The sequence below is a fragment of the Promicromonospora aerolata genome (assembly GCF_042682255.1).
GTDB classification, from domain to species: Bacteria; Actinomycetota; Actinomycetes; order Actinomycetales; family Cellulomonadaceae; genus Promicromonospora; species Promicromonospora aerolata.
In genome coordinates this window covers 365,770-382,845 of the sequence record NZ_JBHUHF010000001.1, presented here as the reverse complement: position 1 = coordinate 382,845, position 17,076 = coordinate 365,770, and the positions used below count along the sequence as shown (strand labels likewise).

14 protein-coding genes and 1 pseudogene are annotated in these 17,076 nt (G+C 70.8%); 6 read left to right on the top strand and 9 right to left on the bottom strand.

Annotated elements, in window-relative coordinates; genetic code table 11:
• Positions 1–96: 96 nt before the first annotated feature.
• The 3 genes from ACFSL2_RS01740 to ACFSL2_RS01730 form a co-directional block, all read right to left on the bottom strand.
• The gene (locus ACFSL2_RS01740) at positions 97–1,206 is read right to left on the bottom strand and encodes an Rv2578c family radical SAM protein (protein WP_377196176.1); all 1,110 of its coding nucleotides are present in this window, start codon (positions 1,204–1,206) and stop codon (positions 97–99) included.
• Positions 1,207–1,285: 79 nt separating this feature from the next.
• Positions 1,286–2,674, bottom strand: a complete 1,389-nt coding sequence (gene hisS, locus ACFSL2_RS01735) for a histidine--tRNA ligase (RefSeq protein WP_377196175.1) — start codon at positions 2,672–2,674, stop codon at positions 1,286–1,288.
• Between the two features lie 81 nt (positions 2,675–2,755).
• A complete protein-coding gene (locus tag ACFSL2_RS01730) occupies positions 2,756–3,412 on the bottom strand; it encodes an MBL fold metallo-hydrolase (protein WP_377196174.1) in 657 nt (218 codons plus the stop codon).
• A 207-nt stretch (positions 3,413–3,619) separates the two neighbouring features.
• On the opposite strand from ACFSL2_RS01730, the gene ACFSL2_RS01725 reads away from it, so the two are divergent.
• The 4 genes from ACFSL2_RS01725 (at position 3,620) to ACFSL2_RS01710 (ending at position 8,226) form a co-directional block, all read left to right on the top strand.
• On the top strand, positions 3,620–4,396 hold the full coding sequence (locus ACFSL2_RS01725; RefSeq protein WP_377196173.1) for a peptidylprolyl isomerase: 777 nt from the start codon (positions 3,620–3,622) through the stop codon (positions 4,394–4,396).
• Positions 4,393–6,432 carry a DUF349 domain-containing protein gene (locus ACFSL2_RS01720; protein WP_377196172.1) on the top strand — a complete coding sequence of 680 codons (2,040 nt, stop codon included), beginning with the start codon at positions 4,393–4,395 and terminating at the stop codon, positions 6,430–6,432. Before ACFSL2_RS01725 ends, ACFSL2_RS01720 begins: the two co-directional genes overlap by 4 nt.
• 72 nt (positions 6,433–6,504) lie before the next feature.
• Positions 6,505–7,125: a hypothetical protein gene (locus tag ACFSL2_RS01715; protein ID WP_377196171.1), complete on the top strand. Its 621-nt coding sequence runs from the start codon at positions 6,505–6,507 to the stop codon at positions 7,123–7,125.
• Between the two features lie 9 nt (positions 7,126–7,134).
• On the top strand, positions 7,135–8,226 hold the full coding sequence (locus tag ACFSL2_RS01710) for a DNA polymerase domain-containing protein (protein WP_377196170.1): 1,092 nt from the start codon (positions 7,135–7,137) through the stop codon (positions 8,224–8,226).
• A gap of 43 nt (positions 8,227–8,269) precedes the next feature.
• Here ACFSL2_RS01710 and ACFSL2_RS01705 read toward each other — a convergent pair whose 3' ends face one another.
• On the bottom strand, positions 8,270–8,539 hold the full coding sequence (locus ACFSL2_RS01705) for a DUF7218 family protein (protein WP_377196169.1): 270 nt from the start codon (positions 8,537–8,539) through the stop codon (positions 8,270–8,272).
• 117 nt (positions 8,540–8,656) lie between these two features.
• Here ACFSL2_RS01705 and ACFSL2_RS01700 point away from each other — a divergent pair, with 117 nt between their 5' ends.
• Together ACFSL2_RS01700 and ACFSL2_RS01695 are read left to right on the top strand one after the other, a co-directional pair.
• On the top strand, positions 8,657–9,220 hold the full coding sequence (locus ACFSL2_RS01700) for a dihydrofolate reductase family protein (RefSeq protein WP_377196168.1): 564 nt from the start codon (positions 8,657–8,659) through the stop codon (positions 9,218–9,220).
• Positions 9,221–9,235: 15 nt separating this feature from the next.
• On the top strand, positions 9,236–10,393 hold the full coding sequence (locus ACFSL2_RS01695; RefSeq protein ID WP_377196167.1) for an ATP-dependent DNA ligase: 1,158 nt from the start codon (positions 9,236–9,238) through the stop codon (positions 10,391–10,393).
• A 61-nt stretch (positions 10,394–10,454) separates the two neighbouring features.
• On the opposite strand, the gene ACFSL2_RS01690 is transcribed toward ACFSL2_RS01695, so the two are convergent.
• The 5 genes and pseudogenes from ACFSL2_RS01690 to yajC all read right to left on the bottom strand — a co-directional run bounded on the left by ACFSL2_RS01690 (position 10,455) and on the right by yajC (position 16,951).
• Positions 10,455–12,794, bottom strand: coding sequence for a RelA/SpoT family protein (locus ACFSL2_RS01690; protein WP_377196166.1), 2,340 nt, complete (start codon positions 12,792–12,794; stop codon positions 10,455–10,457).
• A gap of 75 nt (positions 12,795–12,869) precedes the next feature.
• Positions 12,870–13,441, bottom strand: a pseudogene (locus tag ACFSL2_RS01685) (adenine phosphoribosyltransferase).
• A 22-nt stretch (positions 13,442–13,463) separates the two neighbouring features.
• On the bottom strand, positions 13,464–14,555 hold the full coding sequence (gene secF / locus ACFSL2_RS01680) for a protein translocase subunit SecF (RefSeq protein WP_377196165.1): 1,092 nt from the start codon (positions 14,553–14,555) through the stop codon (positions 13,464–13,466).
• The gene (gene secD / locus ACFSL2_RS01675; protein ID WP_377196164.1) at positions 14,555–16,438 is read right to left on the bottom strand and encodes a protein translocase subunit SecD; all 1,884 of its coding nucleotides are present in this window, start codon (positions 16,436–16,438) and stop codon (positions 14,555–14,557) included. The genes secF and secD overlap by 1 nt, the downstream gene beginning before the upstream one ends.
• A gap of 81 nt (positions 16,439–16,519) precedes the next feature.
• Positions 16,520–16,951 (bottom strand): preprotein translocase subunit YajC, encoded by a 432-nt coding sequence (gene yajC / locus ACFSL2_RS01670; RefSeq protein WP_377200750.1) that lies wholly within the window; start codon positions 16,949–16,951, stop codon positions 16,520–16,522.
• Positions 16,952–17,076: the final 125 nt, after the last annotated feature.

Below are 17,076 nucleotides of genomic sequence, written 5' to 3'. Positions count from 1 at the left end.
ACGCTGCAGCCTTCGTCGGTGTGTCGCGTGCAGTGTGTAGGGGTGGCCGATCGACGCTGGCCGGGCGCAGTTTCTCGAGCGGTCACGGGCGGTACCTCAGAACAGCGTCTCGCTCCCGACGTCGACGCCCACGGACGCAGCTCCGGCCCCGTCGGCCCGCACGCCGCTGAAGGCACCCCGTGGGTAGTCGCCCTCCACGTGCTGGACGTCCTCGTCCGCTCCCGCGGCCCGGGAGCGGTGCATGGCGGCGCCGCCCAGCCCGCGCTCGTCGATCAGCGGCCGCACCCGTTCCCAGAGCCAGTCGCGGTAGCCCTTGTGCGCGTAGGCGCCGCGCGCATAGACCCTGCCGTAGCCCTCCACCAGGTGCGGGTGGTCCCGCTCGAGCCAGCCCAGGTACCAGTCGCGGGCGCCGGGGCGCAGGTGCAGGGGCAGCACGGTGACGCCCGTCGCGCCGGCGTCGACGAGGGTGTCGAGGAGTCGTTCGAGGTGAGCGAGCGAATCCGTGAGCCACGGCAGCACGGGCGCGACCATGACGCCGCACGGCAGGCCGGCGGCCCGGATCGCGCGGATCAGGTCGAGTCGCGCGCGTGGCGACGGGGTGCCGGGCTCGACGGCCTGCTGCAGTTCCTCGTCGGCAAACGCCAGGGAAACCCCGAGCCCGACGTCGACCTTCTCGGCGGCCTGCGTCAGCAGCGGCAGGTCCCGCCGCAGGAGCGTGCCCTTGGTGAGGATCGAGAACGGCGTGCCCGAGTCCGCGAGCGCCGAGATGATGCCGGGCATGAGCTGGTAGCGGCCCTCGGCCCGCTGGTAGGGGTCGGTGTTGGTGCCGAGCGCGACGGCCTCGTGCTTCCAGGAGGGTTTGGCGAGCTCGGCGCGGAGCACCTGGTCGGCGTTGACCTTGACGACGACCTGGGAGTCGAAGTCGCGCCCGGCGTCGAGGTCAAGATATTCATGGGTAATTCGGGCAAAGCAGTAATTGCAGGCATGCGAGCAGCCACGGTAGGGGTTGACCGTCCAGCGGAACGGCATCTGCGACGCCGCCGGCACCTTCGACAGCGCGCTCTTGGCCAGCACCTCGTGGAAGGTCACGCCCGCGAACTCGGGCGACCGGACCGTGCGCAGGAGTCCGGCGGTGCGCAACCCGGGCAGCTCGAGCCCGGGCAGCGCCCCGTCGTCATGATTGATCGCCTGACCGTGCCATCGCATACCTGATTCGAACACTCGTTCGAATCGGCGTCAAGTCGCGACGCCCACGACGTCGAACGCAGGGGTCAGGACACCGGAGTCAGGACGCGGGCACCACCCGGGGCCAGCGGTCCTCGGCGGACGGCTCCCACGTCGCGGCGTCGGCATCCACCTGCTCGCCGGAACGGATGTCCTTGACCTGGTCGGCGCCGACCGCGCCGTCCTCGCCCACCGTGCCCGGGAACCAGACGAACGGGATCCCGCGCCGGTCGGCGTACTTGATCTGCTTGCCGAACTTCGCCGCGCTCGGTGCCACCTCGACCGGGATGCCCCGGGCCCGCAGCGCCGCAGCGACGCCGTCGGACACCGCCCGCTGCTCCTCCGCCGCCACGGCCACCAGCACGGCGGACGGCACCGACCGGGTCGCCCGCACCAGCTCGGCAGACAGCAGGCGCGACACCAGGCGCGAGACGCCGATCGACAGTCCGACGCCGGGATACGTGTTCTTGCCGTCGGAGGCCAGCGTGTCGTAGCGGCCGCCGGAGCAGACCGAGCCGAGCTGCTCGTGCCCCACCAGCACCGTCTCGTAGACGGAGCCCGTGTAGTAGTCGAGACCGCGTGCGATCTTCAGGTCTGCCACGACCACGCCCGGTGCGCGCCGGGCGGCGGCCCCGATCAGCGCCTCGAGCTCACCCAGCCCGGTCTCCAGCAGCTCCGTCACGGCGCCGTACGACTCGGCGAGCGCGCGCACCTCCGCGATCACCCCGACGTCCGACCCCGAGATGCCCGCGAGCGCGAGGCAGGCCTTGGCCTGGTCCTCCGTGGCGCCGCACTCGGTGACGAGCAGCTCGGAGACCTTGTCCGGCCCGACCTTGTCGAGCTTGTCGATCTGGCGCAGCACGCCCTCGACGTCGCCGAGCCCGATGCCGCGGTAGAAACCCTCGGCGACCCGGCGGTTGTTCACGAGGATCCGCACCGGGGGCAGGCCGATCTCCCGCAGCGCGCCGAGCGCCTCCGCCATGACGAGCGGCGCCTCGACCTCGAAGTGGTAGGGCAGCTCTCCGGCACCCACGACGTCGATGTCCGCCTGGATGAACTCGCGGAAGCGGCCGTCCTGCGGGCGCTCACCGCGCCAGACCTTCTGGATCTGGTAGCGCCGCAGCGGGAAGGCGAGGCGCCCGGCGTTCTCGAGCACGTACCGCGCGAACGGCACGGTCAGGTCGAAGTGCAGCCCGAGCTGCTTCTCGCGGCCCGCCGGGTCGGCCTTCTCCACGCCGTCCTCCCCCTGCAGGCGCGACAGCACGTAGACCTCCTTGGAGGTCTCGCCCTTGCGCAGCAGCTGGTCCAGCGGCTCGACGGCCCGCGTCTCGATCCCGGCGAACCCGTGCAGCTCGAAGGTGTGGCGCAGCGTGTCGAGGACGTGCTGCTCGACGATGCGGCCGTCAGGGAGCCATTCGGGGAAACCGGAGAGAGGAGTGGGCTTTGCCATGCCACAGATCTTCCCACGATCGAGCACCGCTCAGCCCAGCTTTTCCACAGCCGACGCCGCGCTGCCGCTCCGTCCGCGCGCTCACCGCTCCGCGAGGAACGGGTTGGTCGCCAGCTCGCGCGCGACGGTGGTGGCGGGCCCGTGCCCCGGAACGACGGAGAGCCCCGGGTCCAGCGCACGCACCACGCCACGCAGCGTCTCGCTCATCACCTGGCCCGAACCACCGTGCAGGTCGGTGCGGCCCACCGAGCCCGCGAACAGCACGTCACCCGTGAGGACCACCTCGTCGTCGGGGCGGTAGAGCGTCGAGCCCTCGGTGTGGCCCGGCGCATGCAGCGCGTGCAGGGTCACCCGGCCGAAGGTCAGCACCGCCGACCCGCCGGGCGTGGCGAACGGCTCGATGACGGCGGGCGCCCGGTAGTCGTCGCGGTGCAGGCCGAGCGCCTCCTCCAACGCCGGGCTGAGGGTGCCGAACGGGTCGGCCAGCCGGTAGGCGTCGGCCTCGTGCAGGTGCATCGGGACCTCGTACCGCGCGCAGAGCTCCCCGGCGTCCCACGTGTGGTCGGCGTGGCCGTGCGTGGCGAGGACGGCGCGCGGTGTGAGGCCCTCGCCGTCGACCAGCCGCACCACGGCGTCCGCCACGCCCGCGCCCGCGTCGACCACCACGCAGTCGGTGCCGGAGGACACCACGCAGCAGTTGGTTCCGAACACGGCTGCGACCACGACGCGGAGCTTCACGGCGCCCACGTTAGCGGCACACGTTCCCGCTGGCAGACCCCATCTTCACCCCTCGGCGAAACCGCTCGAACAGTATGACCTGGCATCCGATGCCTACACTGTCCCCGCACGGGGTGATTCGCCCCGGATCCGGGCAGTGAATCGGTCCAGGAGGGCCAAGCCCCCCGGGTCGAGGCGAGCACGAGAGCACACGGAGAAGGGAACGCGGTGGCGTCCAGCAAGCAGCGACAGCGCGCGCAGCAGGCCAAGCAGGCCGAGAAGCAGGCTCAGCGGCAGGCGGCCAAGCGCGCTCGTAGACAGCGTCTCTGGACCCTGATCGCGCTGTTCACGGTGCTCGCGCTCGTGGGTGCCTTCGTGATCGCGGCGCTCGTCGACGACAACGCTCCCGCCGCGGACGACGACGCGGCCGGGGCCTGCCCGGCGGGCGTCGAGGAGGCACGGGACGACTACAAGCTCGCCGACCCGTCGGTCGCCGAGGACCGCACCTGGACCGTCACGCTGCAGGCCTGCTCCGGCGACACCGAGGCCGACATCGTCCTGGAGCTCGACGGCAAGAGCGCCCCGCAGGCGGTCGCCAGCTTCGTCACACTCGCCCAGGACGGCTACTTCGACGGCACCGGCTGCCACCGCCTCGTCACCGAGGGCATCTTCGTGCTCCAGTGCGGCGACCCGACGTTCACCGGCTCCGGCGGCCCGGGCTACAGCTTCGGCCCGATCGAGAACGCCCCGGAGAACGACGTCTACCCCGCCGGCACGGTCGCGATGGCACGCCGCGGCGACGACGCGGAGTCCATGGGCTCCCAGTTCTTCCTCGTCTACGAGGAATCGACCATCCCCTCCGACACAGCCGGCGGGTACACGGTCTTCGGCACGATCACATCCGGCCTGGACTTCGTCCGGGCAGTCGCTGACGCGGGAACGGCGGGCGGCGCATCTGTTGCGCCCGCCACCCCGGTCACCATCGAAGGAGTTGAGACCCAGTGAGCGAACCCACATCTCGCTCGTCCGAGCCCGTCCAGCAGGACGCGCCCGCCGAGCCAGTGGCCGAGACTCCGACCGCAGCCGAATCTCCCGCAGAGGCGGTGAGTGAGGCGACCGAGGCACCGGAGACCGCTGAGGTGGCCGAGGCAGCCGAGGTGGAGGCACCGGAGGAGACCGTGGAGGCGGCTCCCGAGGCACCCGCGGAGGAGCCGGTCGTCGAGGAGACCCCCGCAGCGGAGACTCCGACGGACGAAGCCGCCCCGGCGGAGACCCCCGCTGACGAGACTCCGACGGCGGAGGCACCGGCTGAGACCGAGGCCGCCGACAGCGAGGCACCGACGGAGGAGTCACCGACGGAGGAGGCACCGGCCGCCGAGACCCCTGTCGCCGAGGCGCCCACTGTCGAGGCGGCTCCCACCGAGGAGCCTGCAGCAGCCGAGGCGGCTCCCACGGAGGCACCGGCAGCCGAGGCCCCCGCGACAGCAGCCGCGAGCGAGGAAGCTCAGCCCGCTGCGGTCGCGACCGAGGATGCTCCGGCGACCGAGGAAGCTCCAGCAACCGAGGAAGCTCCGGCAACGGTGGCCGACGCCGCAGCGACTGCCGAGAAGGCACCGGCGCCAGGGCCCAAGCCTGCGACACCGAAGCCGTCCGCGATCCCGTCGCCGGCCGCGCTGGCGAGGCCACGTCCGCCCCGGCCGGGTGTGCCGTCGGCGCCTGCGACGCAGTCCGCCCCCGCGGCGGCGCCTGCGCCGGTGGTGCCGGTGGCGGCCGACGCCGCCGCGCACGCCGAGGCGGAGAAGTTCGGCCGCGTGGACTCCGAGGGCAACGTGTACGTCCGTGAGAGTGCGGGCGAACGCGTCGTCGGTCAGTTCCCGGGTGTCACCACGGAGGAGGCACTGGCGCTGTACGTGCGCCGGTACCTCGACCTGGCCGCGAAGGTCGGCCTGTTCGAGGCGCGCCTGGACAGCGCGGACCTGTCGGTGCGGGAGATCGACCAGACGCTCCAGAAGCTGCGCGACGAGACGGCCGAGCCGGCCGCCGTCGGTGACCTGGACGCCCTGCGTGGCCGGGTCGAGGCGCTGCGTGGGCGTGCCGCCGAGCGCCGGGCCGTGCTCGAGGAGGCGCGTTCCGCGGCGAAGGCGGAGGCCGTCGCCGCGCGCACCTCGATCGTGGAGGCCGCCGAGAAGATCGCGGCGACCGACCCGAGCAAGATGCAGTGGCGCCCCGCGGGCGAGGAGCTGCGTACGCTGCTCGACCGGTGGAAGGACGCCCAGCGTTCCGGTCCGCGCATCGACCGCCCCACGGAGGAGTCGCTCTGGAAGCGGTTCAGCCACGCCCGCACCGCGTTCGACCGCGAGCGCCGGCACTTCTTCGCCGACCTGGAGCAGCGCAACAGCGCCGCCAAGATCGAGAAGGAGAAGCTGGTCTCCGAGGCGGAGGCGCTGTCCAACAGCACGGACTGGGGATACACGGCGGGTGCGTACCGCGACCTCATGACGCGCTGGAAGGCGGCAGGCCGTGCGTCCCGCAAGGACGACGACGCGCTGTGGGCTCGGTTCCGGGCCGCACAGGACCGGTTCTTCCAGGCACGGGACGCCGAGAACGCGGTCATCGACGCGGAGTACGGCGAGAACCTGAAGGTCAAGGAGGAGCTGCTCGTCGAGGCCGAGGCTCTGGTGCCGGTCAAGGACCTGAACAAGGCCAAGGCCGCGCTGCGTTCCATCCAGGAGCGCTGGGAGGAGGCGGGCAAGGTCCCGCGTGGCGACATCCAGCGTGTCGAGGGCCGGCTGCGAGCTGTCGAGACCGCCGTCCGCGACGCCGACCAGGCGCAGTGGAAGCGCAGCAACCCGGAGACGCGGGCGCGTGCCGAGGGTGCCGCGGCGCAGCTCGAGGCGGCGATCGCGGGTCTCGAGGCGGACCTCGAGGCGGCCCGGACCAAGGGTGACAAGCGCAAGGTGTCCGAGCTGGAGGCGGCGGTCGCTGCCCGTCGCTCGTGGCTCGAGCAGGTCGTGAAGGCAGCGGAGGACTCCCGAGGCTGACGTCTCGGCGAGTTGTCCACAGCGGGCCCGGTCGCACTGCGCGACCGGGCCCGCTGCGCGTAGGTTCTGCGCATGCCGTCGTCGCGCACCTCGCTCGCCGCGCTGCTGGATCCTCGGCCGGCCGCGCCGCCCCTCGTGGTGACGCCCGAGCACGTGGGAGGTTCGGTGGCCTGGTCCGACCTACGGCGCTCGGGTGCCCTGGCCGAGCTGCGCGACGGGGTGGCGGTCCCCGCCGGCTCGGTCGTGGGGGCGCTGCATCGTGCGCTGGCGCTCGGGGGTGAGGTACCGGCCCGGTGCGTGCTGGCCGCGTCGACGGCCGCCTGGGTGTACACGGGCTGGTACGACGGCGTGGTCACGGCCGCCTGGCCCGTCGGCGCACCGGTCGAGCTGGCCTACTCCCGCGGAGCCCGCTACCCCACGCCGCTGCCCGGGCAGGTCGTGCGGCGTGCGCCGGGCCTCGCGCGGGACACGGCGGAGCTCGCGGGCGTGCCGGTGACGACGCCCGCCCGCACCGCCGTCGACGTCGCCTGCACCGTGCCGACGGATGCCGCCGTGCCCGTCCTCGTCGCCCTGGCCGAGCGCGGCGTGGACCTGCGGCGCGCCGCACGTGTGCTCGACCAGCGTGCCCGCGTCGTCGGCCGTCCGGCGGCGCACCGGGCGCTTTCAGCAGCGCGGGAGCGACTGTCGGGCTAGGTTCGCCTCATGGCCGGATCCAAGTCACCCGTGGTGGAGCTCGACGTCGCAGGTCGCACCGTGCGCGTCACGAGCCCGGACCGCGTCGTCTTTCCCCGAGGGATCACCAAGCTTCAGGTGGTCCAGTACTTCGTCGCCGTGTCGGACGGCATCACGGGCGCCCTGCTGCACCGCCCCACCACGCTGGAACGGTGGCCCAAGGGCTGGCACGAGGGCGCTCACCTCGCCACACGTATGCCCAAGCCGAACGACCCAAAGGGTGACGGCTTCTACCAGAAGCGCATCCCGAAGGGTGCACCGGACTACGTCGAGACGGCGACCATCGCGTTCCCGTCGGGCCGGACGGCGGACGAGGTGTGCCCCACCGAGCCTGCTGTGGTGGCCTGGGCCGCCAACATGGGCACGCTGACCTTCCACCCGTGGCCGGTGCGGCGCGACGACGTCGAGGCGGTCGACCAGCTGCGGATCGACCTCGACCCGCAGCCCGGAACGAGCTTCGACGAGGCGGCCGCCGTGGCCCCGCACCTGCGGGAGCTGCTGGATGAGCTGAACCTCACCGGGTATCCCAAGACGTCCGGCGGGCGCGGGCTGCACGTCTTCGTGCCGCTCGAGCCGCGGTGGACGTTCACGCAGGCGCGGCGGGCGACCATCGCGATCGGGCGCGAGCTGGAGCGCCGGCTGCCCGGCAAGGTGACCACCCGGTGGTGGAAGGAGGAGCGGGGCGAGGCCATCTTCGTGGACTACAACCAGATGGCCCGCGACCGCACCATCGCTTCCGCCTACTCGATCCGCGCCAACGAGCGGGCCACCGTGTCCATGCCGCTGGACTGGGACGAGGTCGGCGACGTGCACCCCGACGACTTCGACGTCCTCACCGCTCCCGCCAGGTTCGCCGAGCGCGGCGACCTGTTCGCCGCGCTGCGCGCCGACCGGGACCCCGGCCTCGACTGCTCCCTGGACGCGGCTCTCGAGCTCGCGGTCCGGGACGAGACCGACGGCCTGGAGGACCTGCCCTATCCGCCGGAGTATCCGAAGATGCCGGGTGAGCCCAAGCGGGTACAGCCCAGCCGCGACAAGGACCGGGACCGGACCAAGGACTGATCCGGCCGGCCCCGTCTCCGGCCGGGACGAGCGCTGACCCTGGTCAGTGGTCGCGCAGCGCCTCGATCAGGTCGCCCTTGCGCATCTTGGAGCGACCCTCGATGCCGATCTCGGCCGCACGCTTGCGCAGGTCCTCGACCGTCCAGTCGTCGTACTGGGGCGACTTGCCGCCCTTGCGGCCCACGCTCTTGCGCGACGAGCCCGCCGCCGCGTTCGCGATGCGCGCCGCCTTCTCCTTGGAGTTGCCCTCGTCGCGCAGCTTCTCGTACAGCTCATCGTCCTTGACGCTCGGACCCGGGTCACGCTTCGGCATGGTTGCTCCTCCGCTCACGCTGGCCTTCCACCCTCCACGATCGCGCAGCGTCGAACGGCTCGCACCCGCGACCGACCGGACCGATGAGTTCGGGCCCGCGGCGGCGTCGGACCGTACATGGGAACCCTGCGCTACTTCGCGAACATGTCCGCCGACGGGTACACCGTCGACGCCGAGGGGAGGTTCGACTGGACCGACCCCTCCGACGAGGTGCACGCGTTCATCAACGAGATCGAGTCCGACGGTTCCGTCTACGTCCACGGCCGGCGCATGTACGAGACGATGGTCTACTGGGAGACCTACGAGCCGGGCCCCGGCTCGAGCCCGCACGAGAAGCGGTACGCGGAGATCTGGCAGGGGATGGAGAAGGTCGTCGCGTCGTCGTCGCTGCCCGAGGGGGCCATCACGTCCGGGCGGACCCGGCTCGTGCGTGACCTGCAGCTCGGCGAGCTGCGCCGGATCGTCAACTGCGCACCCGGTGTCGTCTCCGTCGGTGGGCCGACGGCAGCCGCCGACGCCATCCGCGCCGGGCTCGTCGACGACTTCCGCTTCTTCGTCTACCCCGAGGTCGTCGGTGGCGGCCTGTCGGCGCTGCCCCAGGACGCACGGCTCAGCCTGCGCCTCGTGGACACGCGGACGTTCGCGAACGGCTGCGTCTACCTGCACTATGTGCCGCGCTGAGGCAGGCTCGTTCCCGTGACCACACTCAACCTGCCCGTGCAGCCACCGGTCCGGCCGATGCTCGCCAAGAGTGTCGCGGCCGTCCCCGCCCAGTCGTCCACCGCCGCCGGTCCCGCCTACGTCTACGAGCCCAAGTGGGACGGTTTCCGCTCCATCGTGTACCGCGACGGCTCCCAGGTGCGGATCGACTCACGCAACGCGAAGCCCATGGACCGCTACTTTCCGGACGTCGTGGACGCCGTCCTCGAGGCGCTCCCCGACCGGTGCGTGGTCGACGGCGAGATCGTCATCGCGCGGACGCCGGACAGCGGCCCCGCCCACCTGGACTTCGAGCTGCTGTCCCAGCGCATCCATCCCGCCGCGTCCCGGGTCACCATGCTCGCCGAGACCACGCCTGCCGCGCTGGTCGTGTTCGACGTCCTCGCGCTGGGCGACGAGTCCCTCATGGACCGGCCGCTCACCGAACGGCTCGAGGCCCTGGACGGGCTGGGGCTGACCGGTCCGCTCGTGTTCGCCACACCCAGGACCGCGGACGCGGCGGTGGCGGAGCAGTGGTTCGGCTCGTTCGAGGGTGCAGGGCTGGACGGTGTGGTCGCGAAGCTCACCGACGGCGTCTACGCGCCCAACAAGCGCGCCATGCTGAAGATCAAGCACACCCGCACCGCCGACGTCGTGCTGGCGGGCTACCGGCTGCACAAGAGCTCGACGCCCGAGCAGCCCATGCTGGGCTCACTGCTGCTGGGGCTGTGGGACGAGGCCGACGACGGTTCACGGCTGCAGTTCGTCGGTGTGGCCGCGTCGTTCTCGGCGACGCGGCGCGCGGAGCTCGTCGCCGAGCTCGCGCCGCTGGTCGTGGAGCCGGGTAGCCCTGCGGCCGAGGAGCACCCCTGGCAGGGATGGACCGACCCGACCAAGGCCGAGGCCGGGGACCGCCTGCCCGGCGCGCAGTCACGCTGGAGCTCGGGCAAGGACCTGTCGTTCACTCCCCTGCGCCCGGAGCGGGTGCTCGAGGTGGGTTACGACCACATGGAGGGCACCCGGTTCCGGCACACCGCCCAGTTCAAGCGCTGGCGCCCGGACCGCGAGCCGGCGTCGTGCACCTACGAGCAGCTGGAGGAACCGGTCCGGTTCGACCTGGGCGAGCTGCTCCCCGGCGCACCGGGCACTCATTGAGTGCGGGCTATTTGCGCTCCTGATACCCGAACAACCGCAAGTATCCAGCACTCAACGGTGGTCAGACCGGGAGCTGGGGGCGCTCTACCGGCTTCGTTCCCGTGATGCGGTGCACGTCGAACACGCCCTCCACCTTGCGGACCGCGGCGAGCACCGTCGCGAGGTGCGCGGGCTCGGCCATCTCGAAGATGAACCGGGAGACCGCCAGCCGGTCGTCCGACGTCGACACGAACGCCGACAGGATGTTCACGTGGTTCTCGGAGAGCACCCGCGTCACGTCCGACAGGAGCCGCGACCGGTCGAGCGCCTCGACCTGGATCTGGACCAGGAACATCGTGTTGGCGCCCTGCGTCCACTCGACCTCGACCAGCCGCTCCGGCTGCTTGCGCAGCCCGTCCAGGTTCACGCAGTCCGTGCGGTGCACGCTGACGCCCTGGCCACGGGTCACGAAGCCGACGATGTCGTCGCCCGGCACCGGCGTGCAGCACTTGGCGAGCTTGACCCACACGTCGGCGGAGTCGGAGCCCTTGAGCATGACGCCCGGGTCACCCGAGCGCACCCGCCGGGCGGTGAGGCCACCCGGCCGGGTCGCCTCGGCGACGTCCTCCTCCGCGCCGTCCGCGCCGCCGAGCGCCTTGACGAGCTTGTCCACCACATGGGCAGAGGAGACCTGCCCCTCGCCGACGGCCGCGTACAGCGCCGAGACGTCCTGGTAGTTCATCTCGTCGGCGACCCCGACCAGGGTCTCGTGCGACATGAGGCGCTGGATCGGCAGCCCCTGCTTGCGCATGGATTTCGCGATCGAGTCCTTACCGGTCTCGACGGCCTCCTCGCGGCGCTCCTTGGTGAACCACTGGCGAATCTTGTTCCGGGCCCGCGGTGACTTCACGAACCCGAGCCAGTCCCGGCTCGGCCCCGCCGTCTCCGACTTCGAGGTGAGGATGTCGACGACGTCGCCGTTCTCCAGCGGCGAGTCCAGCGGTACGAGGCGGCCGTTCACCCGGGCGCCCATGGTGCGGTGCCCCACCTCGGTGTGCACGGCGTACGCGAAGTCGACCGGCGTCGCACCGCCGGGCAACGCCATCGCCATGCCCTTGGGCGTGAAGACGTAGACCTCGTCGCCGCCGATCTCGAAGCGCAGCGAGTCGAGGAACTCCGCGGGGTCGGCGGTCTCGCGCTGCCAGTCGACGAGCTGGCGCAGCCAGGCCATGTCCTGGTTCTTCGGGTCGTTGGCCCCCGCGCCCGCCGGCGTCTTCTCCTTGTACTTCCAGTGCGCGGCGACGCCGTACTCGGCGCGACGGTGCATGTCGTGCGTACGGATCTGGATCTCGACGGGCTTGCCGCCGGGGCCGATCACCGTGGTGTGCAGCGACTGGTACATGTTGAACTTCGGCATCGCGATGTAGTCCTTGAACCGGCCCGGGACCGGGTTCCACCGCGCGTGCATGGCGCCGAGCGCCGCATAGCAGTCGCGCACCGTGTCCACGAGGACGCGGGTGCCGACGAGGTCGTAGATCTCCGCGAAGTCATGACCACGGACGATCATCTTCTGGTAGATCGAGTAGTAGTGCTTCGGCCGGCCCGTCACGGTGGCCTTGATCTTGGAGCTGCGCAGGTCCGACTCGATCTGGCCCTTCACCACGCCGAGGTACTCCTCGCGCGCGGGGGCCCGCTCGGCCACGAGGTGCACGATCTCGTCGTACACCTTGGGGTACAGGGCCTGGAAGGACAGGTCCTCCAGCTCCCACTTGATGGTGTTCATGCCCAGCCGGTGGGCCAGCGGCGCGTAGATCTCGACCGTCTCGCGCGCTTTGCGCTCCGCCGACTTGGACGGCACGTACTTCCAGGTGCGGGCGTTGTGCAGGCGGTCGGCCAGCTTGATGACCAGCACGCGGATGTCCTTGGCCATCGCGACGACCATCTTGCGCACGGTCTCGGCCTGGGCCGCGTCGCCGTACTTCACCTTGTCGAGCTTGGTGACGCCGTCCACGAGGAGCGCGACGTCGTCGCCGAACTCCCCGCGCAGCGTGTCCAGCGAGTAGTCGGTGTCCTCCACCGTGTCGTGCAGCAGCGCCGCGGCGATCGTCGTGCCCTCGAAGCCGAGCTCGGCCAGGATCGTGGAGACGGCGACCGGGTGGGTGATGTACGGATCGCCGCTCTTGCGCATCTGGCCGCGGTGCGCCTTCTCCGCCACGACGTAGGCACGCTCGATCAGCGCGACGTCGGACTTGGGATGGTTGCTGCGGATCGCCTGCAGCAGGGGCTCGATCGCCGCGGGAGTACCGCCGCTCACGCTGCGCACACCGAGCCGCACCAGCCGGTTCCGCATCCGGTTGCCACCGGGGGGCGTCGGCGGGTTCTTCTCGGGCACAGAAGCGCGTGACACCGTGTTCTCAGCCATGTACGCGCCTCCTTCCCCGGGTCGAACCCGGAGTCGCCAGTCTAGCCCTGGACCTCTATTCCCCGTCCGGCCGGCTCAGTCACCGGACGTCGTGTCCACCCGCAGGAGAGTATCGACGTTGTGGCCCTCCAGCCTGTCCCGGCCGTGGAGTGCCTCCAGCTCGAGCAGGAAAGCCAGCCCGGCGACCACTCCCCCGCACTGCTCCACCAGCCGCGCGGCCGCCTCCGCGGTACCACCCGTGGCGAGCACGTCGTCAATGATCAGAACACGCGCACCGGGGCGAGTGTTCCCGAGCGCAGCTCGATGGCGGCCGAGCCGTACTCCAGGTCGTAGGACACGCTCTCCGTGGGTGGTGGGAGCTTGCCGGCCTTCCGCAGGGGCAGGAAGCCCAGCCCGAGCGCGTGCGCGACCGGCGTGCCGAGCAGGAAGCCGCGCGCCTCCATGCCCGCCACGACGTCGACGCCGTCGGCCAGCGCCAGCCGGGTGAACGCTTCGATCACGTCCGCCAGGCCCTCGGCGTCGGCCAGGAGCGGGGTGATGTCCTTGAACAGGATGCCCGGAGAGGGAAAGTCGGGGACGTCCGCGATCAGGTCGCGAACGCGCGTCGCCCTCTCCGGCAGCAGGCCGGAGAGGGCGACGTCGGTCATGTCGTCTGCCACGAGGCGGAGCCTACCGGCGCCGCTTGGGCTGGGCGTTGTGTCCCTGGTGATGTCCGGGGACGAGCTGCGCGGAACCGGCCGTCGCGGCGGCCAGCATGCTCTCGTCCACGCCGTCGGCCACCAGGCCGGCACGGTGGTCCATGACCTTCTTGGTGTGCTCGGCGATCTTGGGCTCGCTCTGCCGCAGCGCCACGTCCAGCGGCGTCGCGAGGAAGATGGACGACGTCGCGCCCACCGCGATACCGACGAACAGCGACAGCGAGATGTCCTTCAGCGTGCCGGCGCCCAGGAGGAAGCCACCCACGAAGAGGATGCCCGCGACCGGCAGCAGCGCCACCACGGAGGTGTTGATGGACCGGACCAGGGTCTGGTTCACCGCGAGGTTCGCCCGCTCGGCGTAGGTGCTGCGGGTCTGCTCGGTCAGGGCGACCGTGTTCTCCCGCACCTTGTCGAAGACGACCATCTTGTCGTACAGCGAGAAGCCCAGGATGGTCAGGAAGCCGATGATCGTCGACGGCGTGACCTCCCAGCCGATCAGGGCGTACACCCCCGCCGAGACGAGCACGTCGGCGAGCATCGCCACGATGGCGGCGACCGACATGCGCCACGCCCGGAAGTAGGCCGCCATGAAGAGCGACGCCGCGAGGACGAACGTCACGGTGCCCCAGAGGGCCCGCATGCTCACCGACTCGCCCCACGTGGGACCGATGAAGTTCGACGTCACCTCCGTCGCCGGCACACCGTAGCCCTGGGCGAGCGCGTCCTGGAGCTGGTTCGTCTCGTCCGTGTCGAGCTGCGAGACCTGGACGCGCACGGCGTCCTGGCCCACCTGGCTGATGTGTGGTTCCTCGCCCGGAGCGACCTCTGCGACCGCGTCGAGGGCGATGTCCTCGTCCGTGGTGGTCACGCCGGAGACGGTGAGCTCGGAGCCACCACGGAAGTCGATACCGAGGTTGAGCCCCTGGATCAGGATCACGAGGATCGACGCGGCCGAGAAGAGGCCGACGATCGAGAACCAGACACGCCGCTTCTGGACGATCGGGTAGGACCGACGTCCCGTGTAGAGGTCGTTGCCCCACTGGGCGAAGCCGCCGCGAGCCATCAGTGCTTCTCCTCGTTCTGAGCCGCTTCGGCGGCAGCCTTGCGCTCGGCGGCACGCCGCTCCGCGATAGTCATCCTGCGACCGTCCTCGGCGACGCGCGGCGCCGGAGCGACGGACTGTGCCGAGACCAGCTCACGTTCCCGGTCGGGACCGCCCGCGACAGCCGTCTCGACGGCTGCCGGCTTCGAGCTCGTGAACCGTCCGGCGCCCCGGTACCGCGGCTCGACGTCGAGGCGGTCGGGCGAGAGACCCGACGCCTTGTGCCCGTCGCGGAAGAACGGGACCTTGGCGAGCAGCTCCATGACCGGGTGCGTGAACCAGATGACCACCATGACGTCGATGATCGTGGTCAGACCCAGCGTGAACGCGAACCCGCGCACCCCGCCGACCGTCATGAAGTACAGGATCACCGCGGAGAGCAGGTTCACGGCCTTGGCCGCGTAGATCGTGCGGCGAGCGCGCAGCCAGCCGCGCTGGACGGCGAGCCGGAGCGATCGTCCGTCCCGGAGCTCGTCACGGATACGTTCGAAGTACACGATGAACGAGTCCGCGGTGAAGCCGATGGCCACGATCAGACCCGCGATACCCGGCAGGGAGAGGCGGTAGCCCATGCCCCAGCTCAGGAGGGCGATCACGACGTAGGTCATGGCACCCGCGACGACCAGCGACATCACGGTCAGCAGGCCGAGCGAGCGGTACTGGAACAGCGAGTAGACGACGACCAGCGCCAGGCCGATGAGGCCGGCGAACAGGCCGCGCTGCAGCTGCTCGGCACCCAGGGTGGCCGAGATCTGGTTCTGGCCGTTCACGTCGAACGTCAGCGGCAGCGAACCGAAGCTCAGCTGGTTGGCCAGCGTGGCCGCCGAGTCCCGGGTGAACGAGCCGGAGATGACCGCCTGCCCGTTCGTGATCGCCGCGTTGCTGCTGGGCGCGGAGACGATCAGGCCGTCGAGGACGATGGCGAACTGGTTGCGCGGCGCCTCGAGCGGCGTGAGGCGCTCCGTGGTCTCACGGAACTTCGTCGTGCCCTCGGAGTCGAAGTCGAGGGTGACGCCCCACTCGTTCGAGACCGTGCCGTTGGCGCCGGGCACCAGACCGGAGGCGGCCGACGTCAGGTCGGTGCCGTCCACCTCGACGGGGCCGAGGATGTACTTGGCCGCACCGCTCTGGTCGCACGTGACGAGCACGCGGTCCGGGTGGTCACCGCCGCCGCCCTGCAGGTTCTTCGGGTCGGTGCAGTCGAGCTGGTCGAAGAGCTGCTGGACCGCGGGCGTGATCTGGGCCAGGTCGCTCGGGTCCGTCGGGTCGACGTCCTTCGCTTCCTCGGCCGCCTTCTTCTCCAGCTCTTCCCTGCTCTGCTCGCCGGTGGCGGCGTCATCGCCCGTGCCACCCTTGTCGCCCTCGGCACCGGCGTCGTCGCCGGAGCCCTCGGCCGAGGCGGACGGCTGAACCGTCGGCATGGGGTTGCCCACGGTCAGGACCGGGCGGAACTTCATCTGCGCGGCCTTCGAGATCAGCGCGATGGTCTCGTCGTCGACCACGCCGGGGATCTCGACCACGATCTGGTTGCTGCCCTGGCTCGCGATCTCGGCCTCGGTGACGCCGTTGGCGTCCACTCGCTGCCGGATGACACCGATGGCCTCTTCCATCGCCTCCGGAGTCACCTCCGACCCGTCGGAGGTGACGGCCTGCAGGATGATCTGGGTGCCCCCCTGCAGGTCGAGTGCGAGGCCAGGAGCCAGGCTCGCGCCATCAGGATTATCGCTCGACTTTCCGTCGAGCTGCCAACCAGCCAGTAGGGCGCCGAAGGGCAGCAGGATCGTCAGGATCGTCAGGAGCACGATCGTGCGAACCGGCCGCGAGCGCCGGGTGTCAGTCGCCAACGTCTGTCTCTTCTCGTGTGCGCGCCGGGGTACGTCCGACACGGGTTCGGCGCCGTCCGGGTTCACCGGACGGCGCGGCCGTCACTTGCCGTCCGCGTCGGCGTCCCGTCGCTGCTGCTCCCGGTACTCGCGCTTCGCGGTGTCCAGGTCTGACAGGTCGTCGGGAACGTCGGTCGCGTCGGGGCTGATCGTACTTGCCGTTTCGCTCTCCTCTGTGACGTCGGACTCATCGGCCGCGTCGTCGGCGTCCACGTCGTCGGCGACGGGCTCCTCGACCTTCTTGGAGATGGCGGCGCGGAGCCAGGTGGTCGGGCTGCCCGGGAAGGACTCGATGGTCACCTGGTCGGTCGACTCGTCGACGTCGACCACCGTTCCGATCATGCCGGAGGCGGTCATGACCTTGGTACCTGCGGTGATGTTGTTGCGGAACTCCGCTGCCTCGCGCTGCTGCTTGCGGGTGCGGGACGACATGAAGAACATCACCACGAGGAGGATCGCGACGAGAATGAGCATTTCCACGGTAAAGGTCCTTGTTCGATTGCGGTGTCGGATGTGCAGCGCTCGCATGCGTCGCGCAAGTACGACGAGGATCCAACCCAGTGTAGTGCTCGGGGTCGAATCCTCGATCGTCGCAGCAA